The following is a 22,064-nucleotide window of genomic DNA, read 5'->3' on the forward strand; positions in this document are numbered from 1 at the left end:
CGTACTACGCGTCGATCACCATATCGGTCTGCGCGGTGGAGCAGCAGGGCAGGAACTTGCCCGCATCGATTTCCCTGGCGCGGATGCCACCTTGGTGGTTCATCTCCACTTCCCCTGACAGCTTGACCACCTTGCAGGAACCGCACATGCCCTCTTTGCAGTTCGCGCCGATCCTGACCCCGGCACGCTGGGCCGGACCGAGGATGTGCTCGGTGGGGTCGATGCGCACGTTGATGCCCGTGCGCATGAAGGACAGGGTGAGGCTTCCCGTTCCTACTGTCTCGAAGCTCGAAGCATCAGGCGCATCGGCCTTCGCTCCCTCATCCGAACCGCCGTCGGAACCGTCGGCCCCGTCCGGGTCGACGGTTTCCAGCGGCAAACCAGAAGCCTTAAGGGGGCCCTCGGCGTCATAGCCTGGCTCGTAGAGCCCGAACGCCGTGGGCTGGCTTTCGTAGTAATCCTCAGCGGAATCCGCGATTTCCTCGGCGATTTCCTCTGCAATGTCTACTGCAAGCGCGAGCTCTGCCTGGTACTCAAGGATCGTCTGCCGATCTCCCGTGAAGAATTCCATGTGGATGGAAGTATCGTCCACACCCACGTTGCCTAAAAGCTCGGTGGCGGTGTTCAGGTAGCCCTCGGGTCCACAGGCATATACCTGCCGGCCGTTGGCGTCGGGGGCAACCTCCTCCAGCATGGCCGCCGTCAGCCTTCCACTCAGGCCTTCCCAGCCCTCGGGCTTGCTGCGGTCGCCCAAGGAGTAGAAGACCTTGATGCGCGAGTCAACGGACGCGATGTAGGCCAGCTCCTTGTTGAAGGCAAAGCCTCCGGCCTCTGCGCCGTGATAGAGCACCACCACATCGGCCTGTCCGGGCAGGGAGTGAATGGTCCGCACCATGGACATGATGGGAGTGATGCCTGCACCGGCGGCCAGCAGGAGATACCGGGCCCGACGGTCGGCGTCGGGCAGGTGGAATGCTCCTACCGGTCCGAGCATGTCCAGGACGGTGCCGGGTTTGATGTTCTCGTGCACCCACGGTGAAACCAGGCCCGTGGCATCGCGCTTGACTGTGATGTCGAAGGTCCACGGCTTGGTGGGAGCGCTGGACAGCGAGTAGCTGCGGTCCACCGGATCCTCGTCCTCGCCGTTCACCGGGAAAGCAACATTAACGTACTGGCCTGCACGGAACGCCAAGGGTGCGCCATCGGTGCGACGGAACACGAAGGTCATCATGCCGCCCACTTCGGGAACAATCTCGACGCATTCGGCCATGAACTCCTGCGGATGCCAAGGACCCAACGCACGAGCCGCGCTGGCGGGTCCCTCCGTGCTGCCCATGACCCTGTTCCACGGCATCTCAAGACCGCGTATGCGATGTGGCTCCTGGACTAACGTCTCAGTGAGGAGTTCCGTCATGCCAAGTGCTCCTGGACGCGCTGCACGTACCAGTTGATGAATGCCTCCACCTGGTATTCGCTCTTCATGTACGGGCCGGGCTCGTAGGCGGGGCTGCCGGCGCCCGTCTGGCATAGCTCCACGAACGCCTTGTCCTGCAGATTGGTCTGCTTCCAGGTGTAGGTGAGCTTCTCCAAGTCGTAGTCGACACCTTCGACGGCGTCGTCGGCTACCAGCCACGTGGTGCGGACCAGGGACTGGTGTTCGTTGATGGGGAAGACCCCGAACGTGATGACGTGGTCGCTCTGGAAGTGGAACCAGCTGTTGGGCTGAAGGTGCATCGAGCAGCGGCCAAGCCGGAAGTCCCGCAAATCGCCGAGCAGCTTCTTGGAGAGCCTGCGGCCATCGGGCGAGAACGATTCGCCGTCGCCATCCAGCGATTCCCGTGAGATGCGGATTCCAGCAATGCGGGTGTCGAGCTCTTCCACCACCTCGTAGGGAAGGCCATAGCGGCGGCAACGCTCCTCGAGCGATGCCTGTGCTTCCTTGTTGCGGTCCCACACCTCTTCAAGGTGGGCCGGAATCAGGCCCTCCGTCAGGCCCCAGGTGGGGAAGAGGGAACAAGCGAGCTCCGGGTGGCCGTCACAGTGGTAGCACTCACGGTTGTTCTCCATGACGAGCTTCCAGTTGCCCTCTTCAACGATGTTCTGCTGGTAGGCGATTTTCGTCTTGGAGAGATCGTGGGGCGCGAGGTACGGCTCGAAGATCTTGGAAGTCTCGTCAAAGTCGGTGGGCGGTTCGTCCGCAATGCAGACGAAGATCAGCCCGGCAACCACACGGCTGTGGGCGCGCTTGAGGCCGAAGCAGCCCTTGTCGAACTTCGTCTCTCCCGGTGCGGAGGCGTGGATCAGGTTGCCCTCCGGGGAGTAGGTCCAGGAGTGATAGCCGCAGACCAGGTTGCCTGTTGACCCGGCGGGCTCGGTCAGGACACGGGCGCCGCGGTGACGGCAGACGTTGTGCAGGACGTTCACGCCGCCGTCGTCATTGCGCAGCACGATCAGGGAGTAGGGACCATAGTCGACGGTGACGTAGTCGCCCGGCTCCGGCAGTTCGGCGATGCTGGCCGCGAAGATCCAGTGCTGGCCAAAAATGGCTTCCATGTCGATCTTGAAGATCGTGGCATCGGTGTAGAAAGGCGCATCGAGGGAATATCCCTTGCGCCGGAACTCGAACAGTTCGCTGATCTCCGCCAGCTGCTCTGCAGGCAAAGATGAAGCGAGTTTTCCGCGTGAGTTGAGGGGCAAGACTGGAGCAGACATGTATTTCCTCCCGGGAGGCGTGGGGTAAATGTGTGTTTCGTGGGACCACGGCTGCGTGGGGTGCGAGCGGCGTTGTCGAAATCCTTATAGTCATGAGATTAGGGATCATTGATCCGCAACAAAAGCGCAAGATTCAGAAGATAACCGTGCACAATAGGTGCATGATTGATGCGAGGCTCATCACACTTCGAGTTTTTGCCCGTTGCGGCACCATCGGTGCCACCGCGGAGCTCACCGGCTACTCTCCCTCCGCCGTCTCCGCGCAGCTGCGCGAGCTCCAGCGGATGCTCGGAATGCAGCTGCTGACCAAGGACGGCCGGGGTGTGCGGCTGACCGCCACGGGCCGCTTTCTAGTGGCTGGTTCGGACACGCTTATCGCCGAATGGGAGCGCCTGCGCGCAGCAGCCATGGAGGCCGGCGACCAGGTACAGTCCCGTTTCGGCCTCGGCGGATTCTCGACGGCGGCGGCCCAGTTGTTGGCTCCGCTGGCCGCTACTTTGCGCACAACTCGCCCCCTGCTGGAGGTACAGGTACTCGAGGCGAACCCGGCCCGCTGCTTCGACTTGTTGGTTGCTGAGCGAATCGACCTTGCGGTCATTGTTGCCATGCAGTCCGACACGTATGTTGAGGACGATCCGCGCTTCGAACAGACGGTGCTGCTCGACGACCCCCTGGACGTGATCATTCCGGCTGACCATCCGTTGGCGTCGCGGGAAACCGTCACACTGGAAGAGCTTGCGTCTGAGCCTTGGATCACCGAATCCGCTGGGTCCACCTATCACGCCCTCTTCACAGCAGCGTTCACGGCTGTGGGAGTAACACCGCGCATTGCCCATGAGGCCGTGGAATGGGAAACCCAAATCGCTTTTGTGGGCGCTGGACTGGGCGTGGGCCTGCTGCCGCGGCTGGCGCCGCTGCATAATGCCGAGAACGTGGTCCGACTCCGCATTACCGGCAAGGGAAAGCCTGCGCGACGCATCGTGGCAGCGGTGCGCAGGGGCAGCATCGCATCACCCCTGATCCAGGAATCGCTCGGCATTCTTCAGGAGAGCGCGCACCGAATCCTCACGGCCCGCCCCGAAGACGACCGCTGAAGGACGCTCGGGCACGCCTTATGCGCCCGCCACCACACGGACTGTGGGGTGGCGGGCGCATAAGGCCCGTTAATACGTATAAGAATGTCCGACGGCGCCACTCACCAGCTCTTGGACGGGCGGCTTATTGGGCGCTTTCCACTAGACGGATGCGATGTCCACCTGGTTCTCCTTGGCTGCTGCCGGGTTTGTTTCTTTGCCGCCGGCGGCTGCCGCCAACGACATGCCCTTGGTCTCTTCGGCCATCAAGACGCAGATCAGCCATCCGAGCGCGGTGAGTCCCGCGGCTGCGAGCATGGTGGGCCCAATGCCCCAATCCCGCAGGGCGAAGGGGATCACGAAGGTGCCTATGGCAGCGCCGATCCGGCTTGCACCGGTGGTGATGCCGATGGCACTTGCCCGCACTTCGGTGGGGAAGAGTTCGCTGGGGTAAGCCCATTCGAGGATGTTGGGACCTCCCGAGAAGAAGGCGTACATGCAGAAGCATGCAATGATGACCGCCACAGGCGCTCCGGGGGCGAATCCGAGGACGAATAGCGGGAGTGCCATGAGGGCGAAGCTCCAAATGATGAGCGGCCGGCGTCCCACTGTCTCGACCAAACGAAGGGCGGGAAGGCACCCCAGCAGGAAGACCGCGTTGATGATCACAGAGCCAAGGTTGGCCAGATTTCCTTCACCCAGCCCGAACGAACTGAGGATGACCGGCCCGAAAGTGAAAATTGCGAACAGCGGTGTCACTTGAAGAATGTAGAAAGCGCTGCAAAAGAACAGTCGCTTGGGGTATGGACGGCGCAGCAACAAGGAGAAGTCAACTTTTCCCTTGGCCGCTGTCCGGGCGGGAGACTGCGCTTCGGCGGCAAACACGGCAGCCGCGTCCACCTGGTCGCCCAGTCCCACACGCAGTGCATCCTCAGCTTCCTTCCGCCGGCCATTGTTCAGCAGCCAGCGGGGTGATTCAGGAATTCCGTGCCGCATGGCCAGAACAGCAATACCCAACACGGCAGAGCTACCCAACATCCACCGCCAGCTTTCCGGGCCGAAGACCTCGGACATGATGAACCCAACCAGGGAAGCCAGCGCAGCGCCGGCGAACCAGCCCGTGATCAACATGCCAAGCATCTTCCCCCGCCGCTTCTGGGGCAGCCATTCCGCCAATAATGCGCTGGCGATTGGATAGTCAGCCCCGATGGCGAGTCCCACAATGAAGCGAAGGATGATCAGTTGGGCCGCATCCTGGACCACGAACTGAAGGGCGGACGCTATCACCAGAGCCCACAAATCAATGGTGTACATCAAGCGCCGGCCGATTTTGTCGGTCAACGGCCCAAGGAACAGGGCGCCGAAAAAGATACCCACCAGGGCCGAAGCGCCGATGAGGCTGACTTCGAGCTCATTGGCGCCAAATTGCGCCGTCAGCCCCACCATCGCAATTCCAATGATGCTCAGCATGTATCCGTCGAGGAGCGGGCCGCCCATGCAGCCGACTACCAGTTTGCGATGAAAGGGAGAAAAACGTGCTGAATCCAGAGTGGAGCTAAGTCCCATGGTTCTCCTTGGCCTGCTTCCCGCGACGCTGCGGGAAGCGTGAATATATTAGAAATGCGACGACTAATATACGAGAAGGTAGTGGTGTGCTTCACACCCCGTCAATTTGTTACAACGGAGGCGTCGTGGCTGCTCAGGCCCAGACCTGGTAGCCCGTCGACTTATCGAACAGCCTCCTGGTGGAAAGGCCTTCGGCCGCAATCCAGAGCACGGAATCGTCGTCGGAAGCCTGCTCCACCACTCCTGTGAGAACATGGTCCCCCGTCAACCACACCTCCACCGTGTGGCCGGTCAGCTGAGCCCAGTCCTTCCGGAGGCCGCGGCCGTGAACGGTCTTAACGAGAGCAAGATCCGTCATGCCCTTACCAGCCACGTTCTGCGAGGCGGTGCGGCTGCGGGATGTCGTCGACGTTGATGCCCACCATGGCTTCGCCCAGGCCGCGGGAGACCTTGGCGATAACGTCAGGATCGTCATAGTAAGCGGTGGCGTTGACGACGGCGGCGGCGCGCTCTGCCGGGTTGCCGGACTTGAAGATACCGGAACCGACGAACACGCCGTCGGCGCCGAGCTGCATCATCATTGCAGCGTCAGCCGGAGTGGCTATGCCACCGGCGGTGAACAGGACAACGGGGAGCTTGCCAGTGGAGGCGACTTCCTTGACCAGTTCGTACGGGGCCTGCAGTTCCTTGGCCGCAACGTAGAGCTCGTCCTCGGGGAGGGCTGTGAGCTTGGCGATCTCGGAACGGATCTTGCGCATGTGGCCGGTGGCGTTGGAAACATCGCCGGTGCCGGCTTCGCCCTTGGAGCGGATCATCGCCGCGCCCTCGTTGATGCGGCGCAGGGCCTCACCGAGGTTGGTGGCACCACAGACGAAGGGGACGGTGAAGTTCCACTTGTCGATGTGGTTGATGTAGTCGGCCGGGGTCAGGACCTCGGACTCGTCGATGTAGTCGACACCGAGGGACTGCAGGACCTGGGCTTCGACGAAGTGGCCGATGCGGGCCTTGGCCATGACCGGGATGGACACGGCGGCGATGATCGCATCGATCATGTCAGGATCGGACATGCGGGACACGCCGCCCTGGGCGCGGATATCGGCCGGGACACGCTCGAGAGCCATGACAGCCACGGCACCGGCATCCTCGGCGATGCGGGCCTGCTCGACGTTAACGACGTCCATGATGACGCCGCCCTTGAGCATCTCCGCCATGCCCCGCTTAACACGGCTGCCGCCAGTCAAGGGGATGTGTTCAAAAAGGTGGGGTCTTGTCGTCACGTGATACTCCAAGGGCTGAAGGTTGTGATTGCATCACAAGCGCCCGGATTCAGCGGAGAGTAAGAGAGCGCGTGATATCCGGGTGATATATTAGTTGGAGTCTTCAGTATGCAAGCACCGAAGCCCGGAGTCAACAGTGGGATCGGCGACAACCTAGGCTGCGAAAAGTGCCTGCCGCACAGCGTGCTCGAAGCCGCTGACATGGACACGGGCCAACTCGGCAGCCTGATCCTCATCACCATCAATGACGGCCCTCAGCAGGTCAAGGTGCTCGCGCACATGGTGCTCCAGATCAGGCAACCGGTCCAAGACCATGCACCAGATGCGGGTAGCCAGATTGTCATAGCGAATGAGGATGTCTTCGAGGTGCGGGTTCGCGGCCGCCGCGTAGATGCCTTGATGGACACTGGCGTCCAGTCGCAGGGTTTCAACCACCGATGCCGCACTGACGTCAAAGTCCTCCACTGCGCGCATTACTTCGCGGAGATGCTCTTTAGTGGCAGCTGAAGCGACCCGCGCAGCCCTCGCGGCAGCCAGGGGTTCCAGCTGCGCCCGGATCTCAGATATAAAGGCCAGGTCAGTTACTTCCACGCGGGTGGCAAACGTCCCCCGCCTCGGATAAGTGATGACAAGCCGATCCAACTCGAGGCGCTTCAATGCTTCACGCACCGGCGTCCGGCCAATCTCCAGCTCCCTGGCGAGTTGGTCATCATTGAGGAGGTCGCCAGGTTTGATGTCCAGCATCAACAAGCGATCCCGGAGGCGTTCGTACGCGACGTCAGCCAAGGATTTCTTCGTGGCCTCGCCGGTGACTGCCAGAGTTCCAAAAGCCACAGCGTCATCCCTTTCTTCACAAGCAAAAAATCTATTGACCTGCCCTGAACACCAGTATACGCTGAATCCAATCCTAATATATCAGTACAGGACCCAGGAATATATCTTAAGGAGGAGACATGACCCTCGTGGCGACAGACTCACCGGTAAGCACCCTACCGAAGCCCGAAACGCTCAAAGAAGAGCAAGCACAGAAGTTCGTACTCACATTGTCGTGCGTCGAACGCGCCGGGATTGTTCAGGCAGTCACAACCTTCCTTTTCGAGCGCGGTTTCAACATCGAAGAGCACCAGCAGTTCGACGACGGGCTCCGCCAGACGCTGCACCTGCGGACTGCTTTCTCCGGCCCGCTGTCCTACTCCCCTGAGCGGCTCGAAGAGGAATTCAGCGCGATTGCTGACCGCTTCGAGATGAAGTTCAGCTTCCACGACCAAACCAAGAAGCGGGTCCTGGTAATGGTGTCCAAGTTCGGGCATTGCCTCAATGACCTCATCTTCCGCTGGCGGGGCGGCAGCCTCGGTGGTGACCTCGTGGTGGTTGCTTCAAACCATGAGACCCACCGCGCCATGGCTGAAGCCGCCGGCCTGCCCTTCGTCTACATTCCCGTCACCCCGGAGACCAAGGCAGACGCTGAGCAGCGGCTCCTGGACCTGGTGGAAGAGTACAACGTAGACCTCGTAGTGCTGGCGCGGTACATGCAGGTACTTTCGGACGACCTGTGCCGCGCCCTCGAAGGACGCGCCATCAACATCCACCACTCCTTCCTGCCGGGATTCAAGGGGGCCCGCCCCTACCACCAGGCCTATGACCGCGGCGTGAAGCTCGTGGGTGCCACTGCCCACTACGTCACCGCTGACTTGGACGAGGGACCGATCATCGAGCAGGAAGTCATCCGCGTCGATCACAGCTATGGTCCCACCACACTCTCAACCGTGGGCCAGGACGCCGAAGCCCTGGCCTTGTCCCGCGCTGTCAGGTGGCACTGCGAACACCGCGTGCTGCTGGACCAGACCAGCACAGTGGTTTTCCGCTAAACCAAGCACCAGAACACCAGCAGACTCACCCCTATTAACTTCAGCAGGAGAACCCCCATGGCATCCACGCCTCGCATTGTCATTATCGGAGCTGGGATTGTTGGCACCAACCTCGCCGACGAACTGGTCACCCGCGGTTGGAACAACATCACCGTCCTGGACCAAGGACCCCTGAACATGCCCGGTGGCTCAACGTCCCACGCACCGGGCCTGGTTTTCCAGACGAACCCCTCAAAGTCCATGGCACTCTTCGCCAAGTACACAGTGGAGAAGCTGCTGTCCCTCACGGAGGACGGCCAAAGCTGCTTCAACCAGGTGGGCGGCCTTGAAGTTGCCACTACCGAGACCCGCCTGGCTGACCTGAAGCGCAAGCTCGGCTACGCACAGTCGTGGGGCATCGACGGCAAGATCCTCTCCCGCGAGGAATGCAAGGAGCTGTACCCCCTGATCAATGAGGAAGACATCCTCGGCGGCCTCCACGTCCCCACAGATGGCCTGGCTCTTGCTGCCCGCGCCGTCCAACTGCTCATCAAGCGCACTGAAGCCGCCGGTGTGAAGTACATCGGCAACACCGAAGTCACCGGAATCGAGCAGTCCAACCGCCGCGTGACCGGCGTCGAGACCCCCGACGGCGTGATCCCCGCGGACATCGTGGTTTCCTGCGCCGGCTTCTGGGGCGCCAAGGTGGGCGAGTTGACCGGCATGTCCGTTCCGCTCCTCCCGCTGGCTCACCAGTATGTGAAAACCACGCCGGTTCCCGCCCAGAAGGGCAAGAACGAACTTCCCAACGGTGCCCAGCTGCCGATCCTGCGCCACCAGGACCAGGACCTGTACTACCGCGAGCACGGTGACCGTTACGGCATTGGCTCCTACGCCCACCGCCCCATGCCCGTGGATCTCGATGAACTGGGAAGCTACGAGCCCAACAGCATCACCGAACACAACATGCCCTCGCGCCTGGACTTCACACTGGAAGACTTCCTTCCCGCGTGGGAAGCAACCAAGCAGATCCTGCCGGCACTGCGGGAAAGTGAAATCGAGGACGGCTTCAACGGCATCTTCTCCTTCACCCCCGACGGCGGCTCGCTGGTGGGCGAATCCAAGGAAGTTGACGGCTTCTTCGTGGCCGAGGCCGTGTGGGTCACGCACTCCGCCGGTATCGCCCGCGCGGTGGCCGAGCTCCTGACCGAAGGAAAGTCGCAGATTGACCTCGGTGACTGCGACATCCACCGCTTCGAAGAGGTCCAGCTGACCCCCGAATACGTCAGCGAAACCTCCCAGCAGAACTTCGTTGAGATCTACGATGTGATGCACCCGCTCCAGCCAAAGCTTTCTCCCCGCAACCTCCGCGTCAGCCCGTTCCACGCCCGCCACAAGCAGCTCGGCGGCTACTTCCTGGAAGGTGCCGGATGGGAGCGCCCTTACTGGTTCGAAGCCAACGCCGAGCTCCTGAAGGAAATGCCGGACGACTGGCAGCCGCCGGCCCGCGACGCCTGGTCCGGAATGTTCAGCTCGCCCATCGCCGCGGCTGAGGCTTGGAAGACCCGCACAGCAGTGGCGATGTACGATATGACGCCGCTGAAGCGCCTCGAAGTTTCCGGCCCGGGAGCCTTGAAGTTGCTGCAGGAACTCACCACCGGTGACCTTGCCAAGAAGCCCGGCGCCGTGACCTACACGCTGCTTCTGGATGAAGCCGGTGGCGTACGAAGCGACATCACCGTGGCCCGCCTGAGCGAAGACACGTTCCAGCTTGGCGCCAACGGCAACATGGACACCGCCTACTTCGAGCGCGCAGCCCGGCACCAAACCGAAAATGGAGGCGCCGGAGACTGGGTCCAGGTCCGCGACACCACGGGCGGCACCTGCTGCATCGGTTTGTGGGGTCCCCTCGCCCGTGACCTCATCAGCACGGTGAGCAGCGACGACTTCTCAAATGACGGCCTGAAGTACTTCCGTGCCAAGAAAGTCACCATCGGAGGCGTCACTGTCACCGCGATGCGGCTCTCCTACGTGGGCGAACTCGGCTGGGAGCTCTACACCAGCGCCGATAACGGGCAGCGCCTCTGGGACGCCTTGTGGAAGGCCGGCCAGCCGTTCGGCGTCATCGCCGCGGGCCGTGCCGCCTTCAGCTCGCTGCGACTCGAAAAGGGCTACCGCTCCTGGGGCTCGGACATGACAACTGAGCACGACCCGTACGAGGCCGGCCTTGGATTCGCCGTAAAGATGACCAAGGAGAACTTCGTCGGCAAAGCCGCACTGGAAGGGCGCAGTGAGGAAAGCTCGGCCCGCCGCCTGCGCTGCTTGACCGTCGACGACGGCAGGAGCCTGGTGCTGGGCAAGGAACCGGTGTTCTACAAGGACCAGGCGGTGGGTTACGTCACCAGCGCGGCCTACGGTTACTCGGTCCGCAAGCCCATTGCCTACGCCTACTTGCCCTCTGCAGTGTCCCTCGGAGACTCCGTGGAAATTGAGTACTTCGGACGCCGCATCCAGGCCACCGTTACCGAAGATCCGCTGTACGACCCCACCATGAGCCGGCTCCGGGGCTAACAGCCCACGCAGCCATCAACGCATGCGGCCCGGACCCTTCTCCTCGCACTGACCGGGTCCGGGCCGCTGCTTTCCCCTTCTTTCAGTCAGCCAGGAAGACCCATGATCAGTTCAGAAACCATCCATGATTACCTCTCCAGGCTCGCTTCACGTCAGCCCACTCCCGGTGGAGGCGCAGCCGCTGCCTTGCATGCCGCCCAAGGTGCTGCCTTGGTAGCCATGGTGGCCAGGTACACCACCGGTGCCAAATATGAGGCGCACGCCGCACTGGTAACCCGGATCACCAGCGCCGCCGACCACCTGATCGTCGAGGCCCTGCGTCTCGCGGACGCCGACGAGCACGCCTTCCAGTCAGTCATCGACTCCTACAAGCTCCCCTCGGAATCCGACGAACTCAAGGCAATAAAGACCGCCGCCATCCAGGAGGCCCTGGTTCAGGCCGCCCATACCCCCGCGCAGCTCATCAAGGTTGCCGGCGAAGTGGTGGATCTTGCCACGGAACTCTTTGACGTGGCGAATCCCAACGTCATCAGCGACATCGCCGCTGCTGCTGACGCAGCCCGCGCAGCTGCCACCACGGCCCGGGTCAACATCGACATCAACGTTGTCGCCATCAAGCACGGCGAAGCCCGTTCCCGCTTGGCGGAACAGACGAACGGGATTGAGGACAAAGTGGTTCTCGCCGCCGATGCCCTGGTGCAGCGCGTCCGCGAAAGGATCCTCTCATGACCACCGAAGTGCGCGGGAACACCAAAGTGCTATCCGGCAAGCCGCTCGCTGCCCTTATCCAGCAGCGCGCCCAGGAGGAGACCGCCCTCCTGGATGACGAGGGAATTCGTCCGGTCCTGGCCGTTGTTGTTGCAACGGACGACGAATCCACGCACTGGTATGTCCGGTCCATCGAGCGTGCAGCCGGACGCGCAGGCATCGGTTGCAGGATCGTCGATCTTGGTCACGATGCCACCGAACAAGTGCTGGCCAGCGTCCTGGCGGACCTCAGTGCCGAGCCATCCGTCCACGGCATCATCCTCCAGACTCCCCTGCCTGCGGCTGTCCGCGCTGACCGGCTGGTGGGCCTCATCGCTCCGGAAAAGGACATCGACGGCGCCAATCCGCTCAGCCTCGGCCGCTTGGCTGTGGGGCAGCCCGCCTTCGCACCCGCTACTGCCCAGGCCGTGGTGGAGTTGCTGGACCACTTCCAGATTCCGGTTGCCGGGCGTAACGTGGCCGTCGTCGGGCGTTCCGCTGTGGTGGGCAAGCCACTGTCCCTGCTCCTCCTCGAAAGGGACGCGACGGTCACCATCTGCCATTCCAAATCAGGGCCGCTGGAACGCTTTACCCAGCCGGCCGACGTCGTGGTTGTTGCCGCCGGGCGGACCGGGCTGCTGAAGGGCAGCCACCTTTCCCCGGAGACTGTGGTGATCGACGTCGGCACGAACGTCCTGCCCGATGGTTCCCTGGTGGGTGATGTTGACGAAGCCAGCGTCAACGGCGTCGCGGCAGGCCTGAGTCCGGTTCCGGGCGGCGTCGGGTCAGTGACCACCGCGCTTTTGCTGCTGCACACGGTTGAAGCCGCCCGGCAACAGTCCCGCACCACGCTGCTCACTGCTTCCACTTCCCGGATCTGAAGGGTTCCCCCATGCATGCCAAAGCCCCCCGCGAGAACATCGACGAGTCAAAGCTGACCGTCACCAAACCCAAGACCAAGGCCGTGGGCATTCCCGCTGTTGCCAACGCCTTGAAGATTTCGCTGGAACAGATGGGACCGCTGCGCAGTGTTCAGACCCTGCTGGCAGTGAACCAGCTGGACGGCTTCGACTGCATGGGGTGCGCCTGGCCCGAGCACGAAAAGCGCAATGCGGCGGAGTTCTGCGAGAACGGCGCCAAAGCAGTGGCCGAGGAAGCCACCCGGCGCCGTGTCACACCGGAGTTTTTCGCTCAGCACTCCATTGCCGACCTGAAGACCCGCGACGACTTTTGGCTGGGCCAGCAAGGCCGGCTCACCCACCCGATGTTCCTGGACGAAGGCGCTACCCACTACAGGGCCATTGACTGGGAGGAAGCCTATGACCTCATGGCCGCGGAACTGCGGAGCCTGGAACACCCCGATGAAGCCGTCTTCTACACCTCCGGCCGGACCTCCAATGAAGCAGCATTCGTTTACCAGCTCCTGGTTCGCGGCCTGGGCACCAACAACCTCCCGGACTGCTCCAACATGTGCCATGAGTCCTCCGGCTCCGCACTGGTGGAAACCATCGGTATCGGCAAAGGTTCCGTCAGCCTGACGGACCTGGAGACGGCGTCGCTGATCTTCGTGGCCGGGCAGAATCCCGGCACCAACCACCCGCGCATGCTCAGCGCGCTGGAAAAGGCGAAGAAAAACGGCGCAGTCATCGTGTCCGTCAACCCCCTTCCCGAAGCCGGACTCCTGCACTTCGAGAACCCGCAGCACGTGGCCGGCATGATTCAAGGGACCCAGCTGACGGACGACTTCCTGCAGATCCGTGCCGGCGGCGATCAGGCCCTCTTCCAAGGCCTGGGCAAATACCTGCTTGAAGCCGAAGCCGCCGGACGGAACACCCCGGGCCTGCAAACTGTCCTGGACCATGACTTCATCAACAACCACACCGTGGGTATCGACGACTACCTGCGCTACCTGGAAAAGGTGGAGTGGGAAGACATTGTGGAGGCAACCGGCCTTACCCTTGAGCAGATTCATTCGACGGGTGAACGGATGCTCGCCTCCAGCGCCACCATCGTGTGTTGGGCCATGGGCCTGACCCAGCACAAACACTCCGTACCCACCCTCCGGGATGTAGTCAACGTTCTCCTGCTTCAAGGCAACATTGGCAAGCCCGGCGCCGGCGTTTGTCCTGTGCGAGGCCACTCGAACGTCCAGGGTGACCGGACCATGGGCATCTTCGAGAAGATGCCGGAGACGTTCCACGACCGGCTGGACCAGGAATTCGAGTTCCGGTCTCCGCGCGAGCACGGCTTTGACACCGTGGCAGCCATCCGCGCCATGCGGGACGGCAAAGTCCGTTTCTTCATGGGCATGGGCGGCAACTTCGTCCGGGCTGCCCCCGATTCCGACGTCACCGAGCAAGCCCTGGCCAACACCCGGCTGACCGTTCAGATCTCCACGAAATTGAACCACTCGCACTTGTCCACGGGTCGCCGTGCCCTGATCCTGCCTACCTTGGGACGCACCGAGAAGGATACCCAGCGGACCGGAGACCAGCGGGTCACCGTGGAAGACTCCATGAGCGCCGTCCACGCATCACGGGGACGCCTCAAGCCTGCAAGTGAGCACCTCCACTCCGAAGTAGCAATTGTGTGCAACCTGGCAGACAGGCTGTTCAAAGACGGCCACCAGCGCCTGCCCAACACCCCGCAGGCTTCCTGGCTGGCCATGAGGGATGACTACTCACTGATCCGCAAACATATTGAAGCGGTATTTGACGGCTTTGAAGACTTCGAAGCACGGATTCAGCACCCGGGCGGATTCGTCCTGCCACACCCGCCGCGCGATGCCAGGAAGTTCGACACCGCCTCAGGAAAAGCACACTTCACCGGCAATGAGCTGGAGTTCATCAAGATCCCGCCTGGCCGCTTGGTCCTGCAAACCTTGCGTTCACACGACCAGTACAACACCACCATCTACGGCAAGGACGATCGCTACCGCGGCATCCATGGTGGCCGTCGCGTGGTGCTCATCAACGCTGACGACATCACCGAGCTGGGCTTTGCCGACGGCGACATGGTGCACCTGATCTCCGAATTCCAAGGAACCGACCGGCGGGCCGAGGACTTCCGCATCGTCTCGTACTCAACGCCGAAAGGTTGTGCCGCCGCGTACTACCCGGAGACCAATGTCCTGGTGCCTCTGGACTCCGTGGCGGACACCAGCGGAACGCCCACCTCCAAATCCGTGATCATCCGGCTGGAGAAGGCCTAGGAGCCGCTGTACACCATGAGCTGCGTCACATAGTATGACTGATATATCTATCACGCACTGATGGAAATATCAGCCGTCCGGTTGTCCGTGAATGGTGCTTCGATGGCCTGAAACCTGGGGAGGTATTTCCTCATCGAAGCACCGCTTTCGGACCATTGGGCAGCAGTTCAGCAATGCCAAAGAAGAGGGAGTGACCATGTCAGGAAACAGAGCAGTCGCCTACAAGGAACCTGGTGTCGTCGAGATCATCGACACCGACTACCCAACGTTTGAGCTTAAGGACGGACCGGGCGTCAACCCGGCCAACGTCGGCCGGAAGGTGCCTCATGGCGCGATCCTCCGCACTGTAACCACCAACATCTGCGGTTCGGACCAGCACATGGTTCGTGGACGCACCACAGCTCCGCAGGACCTGGTCCTCGGCCACGAAATCACGGGCGAAGTGGTGGAGGTGGGACCCGACGTCGAGTTCATCAAGGTAGGCGACATCGTCTCGGTGCCGTTCAACATCTCCTGTGGTCGTTGCCGGAACTGCAAGGAGCAGAAGACCGGCATCTGTCTCAACGTCAACCCCGACCGCCCCGGCAGCGCCTACGGCTACGTGGACATGGGAGGCTGGGTGGGCGGACAAGCAGAGTTCGTCCTGGTCCCTTACGCTGACTGGAACCTGCTGCGCTTCCCGGACCGCGATCAGGCCCTGGAAAAGATCATGGACCTGACCATGCTCTCGGACATCTTCCCCACCGGATTCCATGGCGCCGTCACTGCCGGCGTGGGCGTGGGGTCCACAGTTTACGTCGCAGGTGCCGGGCCCGTGGGCCTTGCTGCTGCCGTGGGCGCACAGCTGCTTGGCGCCGCCGTCGTGATTGTGGGCGATATGAACGAGGACCGCCTGGCGCAGGCGCGTTCCTTCGGCTGTGAAACAGTCAACGTCTCCAACGGCGATCCGAAGGAGCAGATCGCACAGATCCTTGGCGTTCCGGAAGTGGATTGCGGCGTGGACGCGGTGGGCTTTGAAGCCCGCGGCCACGGTAAGGATGCCTCACACGAGGCTCCTGCCACTGTGTTGAACTCCCTCATGGACATCACTGCCGCCGGCGGATCCCTGGGCATTCCCGGGCTCTACGTCACGGGCGATCCGGGTGGAATCGACGATGCAGCCAAGCACGGCTCACTCTCACTGTCCCTTGGTACCGGCTGGGCCAAATCCCTGTCCTTCACCACCGGCCAATGCCCGGTCATGAAATACAACCGGCAGCTGATGATGGCCATCCTCCATGACAAAGTCCAGATCGCCAAGGCAGTCAACGCCCAAGCCATCCCACTCGAGGACGCCCCGCGCGGCTACGCCGAATTCGACGCCGGAGCGGCAACAAAGTTCGTGCTGAACCCCAACGGTTATGTGAAGTCCTAATACACGTCTGAACAGCACGCACCACACGGATACCGGGGACTGCACGGCAAGAACTACGGGAAGGCCGGGCAGTCCCCGGTATCTGCGTTTCACAGGAAGCACCACCCCAGGAAGCGGGCACCCATGCTTGCACAAGCAACCTTCACCGACTCTCACGAAGGGTTCGTGGTGAGCGGCGAACCGCGGCACTCACCCTCGTGGGCCGAAGCACGTGAACTGGCCTACCACTGCGCCGGCCCGCTGCCGTCGTCGAAAGTCACCCTCGGAGAAGCGATCGGGCACACCCTGACCAGCTCCGTCACCGCTCAACGGAACCTGCCCCACTACGCGTCGTCAGCCATGGACGGCTGGGCCATCAACGGCACCGGCCCTTGGATACTAACGACGGCGGGGCTGCCGCTGTCGCCGGGCGAAGCCAGCGTCATCGCCACCGGCGGGCTCGTCCCAGCCGGCGCCTCGGCAGTCGTGCGCAAGGAAAGCGGCCAAGTATCCAGGGACGGGCACCTCTCGCTGAGGCACGACGCCAAGCCGGGTGAGACACTCCCGGGCCGGCACATTCGTCCCGCCGGAGAAGAAGCCGCAGCCGGAGATGTCCTCATACCCGCTGGCACGCTTCTCAATCCGGCTCATATTGCCCTGGCCGCAGTGGCAGGCCACGATCACGTTCAGGTGCAGCGCAAGCCGAGGGTCGCCGTCGTACTTACAGGTTCTGAAGTGGTCACCTCAGGTGAGCCGGCTCCAGGACAGGTCCGCGACGCGTTCGGCCCGCAGCTGGATGCCGTGATATCGCAATTGGGCGGGGAGCCGGGTGGCCAGCGCAGGATAGGCGACTCATACCAAGAGTGGATGGTGGCTCTTGGTCGCGTTCCTGATGGTTTACCGCCCGACGTGACGATCACCACCGGCGGGACGGGAAAATCCGGGACAGACCACTTCCGCAATGCCATCGTGGCACTCGGGGGTCGGCTCCTCCTGGACGAAATCGCCATGCGGCCGGGACATCCGGCAGTGCTGGCCGAACTTCCTGATGGGCGTTTCGTCATCGGTCTTCCAGGCAATCCGCTGGCCGCAATGATGGCGCTGATGACCCTGGGAGAACCCTTGCTGGCCGCTATGGGAAGCAGGCCCCTCCGGGGAGCCGTGCTGATGACGTCCGGGGCCGACATCGATCCGGACCCAAATCGGACACGCCTCATGCCCTGCACCCTCATCCACGATCTCGCGTTCCCTGCTTCACGCACGGGTCCGGGGATGATGCGCGGGCTTGCCTGGGCAGACGGATACATGGCCGTTCCTCCTGAAGGCGTCGCAGCCGGCGCGCCCGTACCCGTCCTGCCGCTGCCTTGGACAGCGCCCATCAATTTCCCGGACCAATCTGGAGGGTACGCCGCATGGCACGCATGACCCAGCGCAGGAAAATCCATCGTTTTCGCTTGGACGCGGCAGACACCGAACACTCCGTGCGGTTCAAGGAGGATGTTCTGGCCGCCGAAGAACCTTTGGAGATCAGGATTGGAGGCACCTCTTTTGCCGTGACCATGAGGACGCCGGGCGACGACTTTGACCTGGTGTCTGGATTCCTGGTGTCCGAGGGCATCATCCGCAGCCCTTCGGAGCTGATCTCCCTCCGGTTCTGCGCAGGCGAGAAGGACGGGGTGCAGACCTTTAACGTGGTGGAAGCCCAGCTACGGCCGGACGTTCCCCTGCCGGACACCATGCGCCACGTATATACGTCGAGCTCGTGTGGCATCTGCGGCACGGACTCCATCGAAGCCGTTCGTAAGACCATCCATTTCGATCCATCCTTGGACCGGCTACAGGTTCCAGTGGATGTCCTGGCCGAGCTCCCGGACCGCCTCCGCGAAGCGCAGGCCGTCTTTGACAGAACCGGAGGGGTCCACGCCGCTGGACTCTTCAAAGTGGATGGTGCCAGCCCGGAGCTGCTGTGCCTGCGGGAAGACGTCGGCCGGCACAATGCGGTGGACAAAGTGGTGGGCTGGGCCCTTCGGCAGGACCTGCTGCCCTTGACCGGCCTCGTCCTGCAGGTCTCGGGCAGGGCATCGTTCGAACTCGTCCAGAAGGCAGCCTTGGCCGGCATCCCGGTTCTCGCGGCCGTCAGCGCTCCCTCCAGCCTCGCCGTCGATCTTGCCACCGAGACCGGGGTGACCCTGGTTGGCTTCAGCCGGGGACATAGCCTCAACGTCTATGCCGGAAGGGAGCGCCTGACCCATCAACGAAAGGCTGTCCGGGAGGTTGCCATGAGCGGGTGAATCATTCGAGCGCCCATGATGTGAAAAGGTCCGCGCAAAACTCCGTCTAGGATGAGGAAAGACGAGGGTGCAGGCCGAACAGGGCTACCAGCTCAGGGCGGCCTGCCTGGACAATGACACGAGGCACCATGGCCGCACGCAGCAACCCGGACTTCGACAAGGACGTAGACGCCCAGGGCGGAGGCGTCCAGTCAGTAGACCGCGCACTCCAAATCCTGGAAATCCTGGCCCGTGAAGGCGATGCAGGCGTCAGCGACATCGCTGAGGAAATGGGCGTCCACAAGTCCACCGTGTCCCGGTTGGTTGGCTCATTGGTCAACCGCGAACTGGTCCGGCAGAACAGTGAACGCGGCAAGTACCAGTTGGGCTTTGGAATCCTCCGCTTGGCTTCTTCCATCCCCGGCAGACTGAGCGTGGTTCATGAGGCGCGCCAAGTCCTGGAGGCCTTGGCGGCCGAATACAAGGAAACCGTCAACCTGGCCGTGCTGCGGTCCAACTATGCCGTCAACGTGGACCAGGCGATGGGGCCCTCAACACTGGCCACCTACGACTGGGTAGGCAGCCTGACACCACTGCATGCCACATCCAGTGGCAAGGTCCTTCTTGCCGCGTTGACTGCCGACGAGAGAACCCAGGTTCTCAAGGCAGTGGGTCTACCAGCGCGGACTCCACGCACTGTGACAAATCGCGGAGAGTTGGAAAAGCAGCTGCTGGACGTGGCACGCAACGGCTATGCCACGGTTCATGAAGAGTTTGAAATCGGCCTCACCGCCGTTGCCGTACCCATCTTCAACCACTCGGGAAGTGTCATCGCCGCGGTAAGTATCTCCGGCCCGGCGTTCCGCTTCTCACCCGAGGACCAGCCGGGGCTTATCGATGGCCTCCGCGAGGCCGGGCTGACCATCAGCGCCCGGATGGGTTACAGGCACCGCTAAGCCCCGCGTTCTCGGGTTCTTCGATGCTCTAGGCGCAACAGACGCCATCATACGCAACGTGAACCTACGCTCCCATTCGTCGCGTCAAAGTCTCGGCAAACAAGGAAAAGTCCTTGACATTGACTGTGACGGGGCGCACTCTGTTGCTTACCGCGAATGTTGTTGATTCATGCGGAACGCTCTCCAGGCTCCACTAGCCCAGCGTCCAACCAACCAGTCCGACCCAAGGGGTGCCCCATGAAACTGCCCATCTACGCTCCTGAAGTGCAGATCGGGGACAGCAAATCATGGTCAGCGGGGAAGCCCCCCAGCCTTCCCTGCGGCCTCATCCTCCAGGGCCATGTCTAAACGCAAACCCATGACTCGCCGAGCAAAGGACCCGCTCATGGCTATAAACAGCGACACAAAACCTTTAACACCCGAGGAGTTACCTGCCGACGATCGCTTGGCGGGTGCTTCAGCAGCAGCCAGCTCTACCAAAGCAGCCAGCCCAGCCCACGCGGAGAACCCCGAGGAAATCATCAGGGTCTCCCCCGACGACACCAACTTGGCAGCCCTCGACGCTGAGGACGGAGGCGCTGAGACCCTTCCCGATTCTGAAGAATACGAACAGATCATGGAAGAGCTGCGCCACGCCAAGACCGAGCAGGCCGTTTCGGCCCGCCGGAACCGCAAACTTACCCTCGACAAAGTAACCTTCGGGATCACGGGCGCCATCGCCGTCGCCTTCGTGGTCTGGGGATTTGTCGGACGGGACAGCCTCTCAGATACCTCCAAAGGCGCCCTGAACTGGGTTATGGAGTACACCGGCTGGCTCTTCATGGTCCTCGCCTCATTGTTCGTGGTTTTCGTCCTGTGGCTTGCCCTCGGCAAGTTCGGCAACATCCCCTTGGGCAAGGACGGCGAGAAGCCAGAGTTCCGGACCATTTCATGGGTGGCCATGATGTTCGCCGCCGGCATGGGCATCGGTCTCATGTTCTACGGTGTGGCCGAACCGCTGTACCACTACATCTCTCCGCCACCGGGAACCGTGGACGGCCGCACTCCAGCAGCAATCCAAACTGCCATGGCCACATCGATCTTCCACTGGACCCTGCACCCGTGGGCCATGTACGCAGTGGTCGGTATCGCTATGGCCTACGGGACCTACCGTTTGGGCCGCAAGCAACTGGTTTCGGCAGCCTTCACCTCGCTTTTTGGCATCCGCATGGTGGAAGGTCCGCTCGGGAAGTTCATTAACATCCTGGCCATCTTCGCCACGCTCTTCGGAACTGCCGCTTCACTGGGCCTCGGTGCCCTGCAGATCGGCAGCGGCATGACGTCCAATGGTTGGCTGGGTGAGATCGGCACTCCGGTGCTCGTGGTCATTGTGGCCATCCTGACCTTCTGCTTCGTGGCATCCGCTGTGTCAGGCATCAGCAGGGGCATCCAGTGGCTCTCCAACATCAACATGGTCCTGGCTGTTGTTCTCGCCCTGATTGTGTTTGTAGCCGGACCCACCCTGTTCATCCTTAACCTGATCCCTTCCGCTGTAGGCGACTACGCCAGAGACCTCGCCGAAATGTCGTCACGTACCGAGGCTGTGGGAGACGAGTCCCTGCGCAGCTGGATGACCAGCTGGACCATCTTCTACTGGGCTTGGTGGATCTCCTGGACGCCCTTCGTCGGAATGTTCATCGCCCGCATCAGCCGTGGACGCACCATCCGCCAGTTCGTCACCGGCGTTCTGCTGGTCCCCAGCGTCGTGAGCGTCATCTGGTTCGGCATCTTCGGCGGCGCCGCTTTCCACGTCCAGCAAGAGGCCGACAAGGCCGGTACGCCCGGGCTTGTGGCCATGGTGGACGGAGCTCCTTCCATCAACTTCGATGGCGCACTCTTCGACCTCGTGAAGAACCTGGGCATGCCCGGCTGGCTGACAGCAGCGGTCATCGTCCTGGCCATGGTCCTGGTGGCGATCTTCTTCGTCACCGGCGCCGATGCAGCCTCCATCGTCATGGGATCCCTCAGCTCCAATGGCGCTGAGCATCCGCGTCGAGGAGTGGTGATCTTCTGGGGAAGCCTCACCGGCGCAGTGGCAGCGGTCATGCTGCTTGCTGGCGGCGACAAACCATCGGAAGCCTTGTCCGGCCTGCAAAGAGTAACCATCGTGGCAGCCCTGCCGTTCGTGATCGTCATGCTGCTGCTCTGTTTCGCACTGGTCAAGGACCTTCGCCGCGACCCGCTCCAGTTGCACAAGCGCTTGGCTACTTCGGTGGTGGAACGAGCCATCCGAACGGGCGTTGAGCAACATGGCGGCGTTCAGTTCGACCTCGTCACCAAACACGATTGCGCCGAAAAGTGCACGGACTCCGATTGCGCCGGGGGAACGCCCACGGGAACCATTCCCTTGGTCGGCAAGCCCCAGCTGGATGCCGACCACAAGTAACCCAGCTTTTGGCTGA

General features: G+C 62.2%; 17 protein-coding genes. 11 read left to right on the forward strand and 6 right to left on the reverse strand.

What is annotated here, in order from left to right:
* Window positions 1-4: 4 nt before the first annotated feature.
* Window positions 5-1,414, reverse strand: a complete 1,410-nt coding sequence (locus M1D89_RS21670) for a ferredoxin reductase (protein ID WP_498646874.1) — start codon at window positions 1,412-1,414, stop codon at window positions 5-7.
* Window positions 1,411-2,712, reverse strand: coding sequence for an aromatic ring-hydroxylating oxygenase subunit alpha (locus M1D89_RS21675; protein WP_091464975.1), 1,302 nt, complete (start codon window positions 2,710-2,712; stop codon window positions 1,411-1,413). The genes M1D89_RS21670 and M1D89_RS21675 overlap by 4 nt, the downstream gene beginning before the upstream one ends.
* Before the next feature lie 161 nt (window positions 2,713-2,873).
* Here M1D89_RS21675 and M1D89_RS21680 point away from each other — a divergent pair, with 161 nt between their 5' ends.
* Complete coding sequence (locus M1D89_RS21680; RefSeq protein ID WP_364307492.1) at window positions 2,874-3,806, forward strand: LysR family transcriptional regulator; 933 nt, start codon at window positions 2,874-2,876, stop codon at window positions 3,804-3,806.
* A gap of 141 nt (window positions 3,807-3,947) precedes the next feature.
* Here M1D89_RS21680 and M1D89_RS21685 read toward each other — a convergent pair whose 3' ends face one another.
* The 4 genes from M1D89_RS21685 to M1D89_RS21700 all read right to left on the reverse strand — a co-directional run bounded on the left by M1D89_RS21685 (window position 3,948) and on the right by M1D89_RS21700 (window position 7,462).
* Window positions 3,948-5,351: an MFS transporter gene (locus M1D89_RS21685; protein ID WP_498646877.1), complete on the reverse strand. Its 1,404-nt coding sequence runs from the start codon at window positions 5,349-5,351 to the stop codon at window positions 3,948-3,950.
* 133 nt (window positions 5,352-5,484) lie between these two features.
* Entirely contained in the window at window positions 5,485-5,709 is a 225-nt protein-coding gene (locus M1D89_RS21690; protein WP_498646879.1) for a hypothetical protein, read from the reverse strand.
* A gap of 4 nt (window positions 5,710-5,713) precedes the next feature.
* Complete coding sequence (gene pdxS / locus M1D89_RS21695) at window positions 5,714-6,628, reverse strand: pyridoxal 5'-phosphate synthase lyase subunit PdxS (protein ID WP_498646881.1); 915 nt, start codon at window positions 6,626-6,628, stop codon at window positions 5,714-5,716.
* A 153-nt stretch (window positions 6,629-6,781) separates the two neighbouring features.
* Entirely contained in the window at window positions 6,782-7,462 is a 681-nt protein-coding gene (locus M1D89_RS21700; protein ID WP_498646883.1) for a GntR family transcriptional regulator, read from the reverse strand.
* A gap of 119 nt (window positions 7,463-7,581) precedes the next feature.
* Here M1D89_RS21700 and purU point away from each other — a divergent pair, with 119 nt between their 5' ends.
* From purU to M1D89_RS21750, 10 genes are all read left to right on the forward strand, one after another.
* Window positions 7,582-8,496 carry a formyltetrahydrofolate deformylase gene (gene purU / locus M1D89_RS21705; protein ID WP_402936833.1) on the forward strand — a complete coding sequence of 305 codons (915 nt, stop codon included), beginning with the start codon at window positions 7,582-7,584 and terminating at the stop codon, window positions 8,494-8,496.
* 57 nt (window positions 8,497-8,553) lie between these two features.
* Complete coding sequence (locus M1D89_RS21710) at window positions 8,554-11,046, forward strand: GcvT family protein (protein ID WP_498646886.1); 2,493 nt, start codon at window positions 8,554-8,556, stop codon at window positions 11,044-11,046.
* A gap of 102 nt (window positions 11,047-11,148) precedes the next feature.
* Window positions 11,149-11,775 (forward strand): cyclodeaminase/cyclohydrolase family protein, encoded by a 627-nt coding sequence (locus M1D89_RS21715; protein ID WP_498646887.1) that lies wholly within the window; start codon window positions 11,149-11,151, stop codon window positions 11,773-11,775.
* Window positions 11,772-12,674, forward strand: a complete 903-nt coding sequence (locus M1D89_RS21720; RefSeq protein WP_498646889.1) for a bifunctional 5,10-methylenetetrahydrofolate dehydrogenase/5,10-methenyltetrahydrofolate cyclohydrolase — start codon at window positions 11,772-11,774, stop codon at window positions 12,672-12,674. Before M1D89_RS21715 ends, M1D89_RS21720 begins: the two co-directional genes overlap by 4 nt.
* Before the next feature lie 11 nt (window positions 12,675-12,685).
* The gene (locus M1D89_RS21725; protein ID WP_498646891.1) at window positions 12,686-15,004 is read left to right on the forward strand and encodes an FdhF/YdeP family oxidoreductase; all 2,319 of its coding nucleotides are present in this window, start codon (window positions 12,686-12,688) and stop codon (window positions 15,002-15,004) included.
* A gap of 196 nt (window positions 15,005-15,200) precedes the next feature.
* Window positions 15,201-16,418, forward strand: a complete 1,218-nt coding sequence (fdhA, locus tag M1D89_RS21730) for a formaldehyde dehydrogenase, glutathione-independent (protein WP_179016476.1) — start codon at window positions 15,201-15,203, stop codon at window positions 16,416-16,418.
* A gap of 123 nt (window positions 16,419-16,541) precedes the next feature.
* Complete coding sequence (locus M1D89_RS21735) at window positions 16,542-17,822, forward strand: molybdopterin molybdotransferase MoeA (protein WP_498646893.1); 1,281 nt, start codon at window positions 16,542-16,544, stop codon at window positions 17,820-17,822.
* Window positions 17,810-18,688: a formate dehydrogenase accessory sulfurtransferase FdhD gene (fdhD, locus tag M1D89_RS21740; RefSeq protein ID WP_498646895.1), complete on the forward strand. Its 879-nt coding sequence runs from the start codon at window positions 17,810-17,812 to the stop codon at window positions 18,686-18,688. Before M1D89_RS21735 ends, fdhD begins: the two co-directional genes overlap by 13 nt.
* A 128-nt stretch (window positions 18,689-18,816) precedes the next feature.
* On the forward strand, window positions 18,817-19,623 hold the full coding sequence (locus M1D89_RS21745; RefSeq protein WP_402936840.1) for an IclR family transcriptional regulator: 807 nt from the start codon (window positions 18,817-18,819) through the stop codon (window positions 19,621-19,623).
* Window positions 19,624-20,008: 385 nt separating this feature from the next.
* A complete protein-coding gene (locus M1D89_RS21750) occupies window positions 20,009-22,048 on the forward strand; it encodes a BCCT family transporter (protein ID WP_498646897.1) in 2,040 nt (679 codons plus the stop codon).
* Window positions 22,049-22,064: the final 16 nt, after the last annotated feature.

This window comes from Arthrobacter sp. D3-18, from assembly GCF_054408525.1.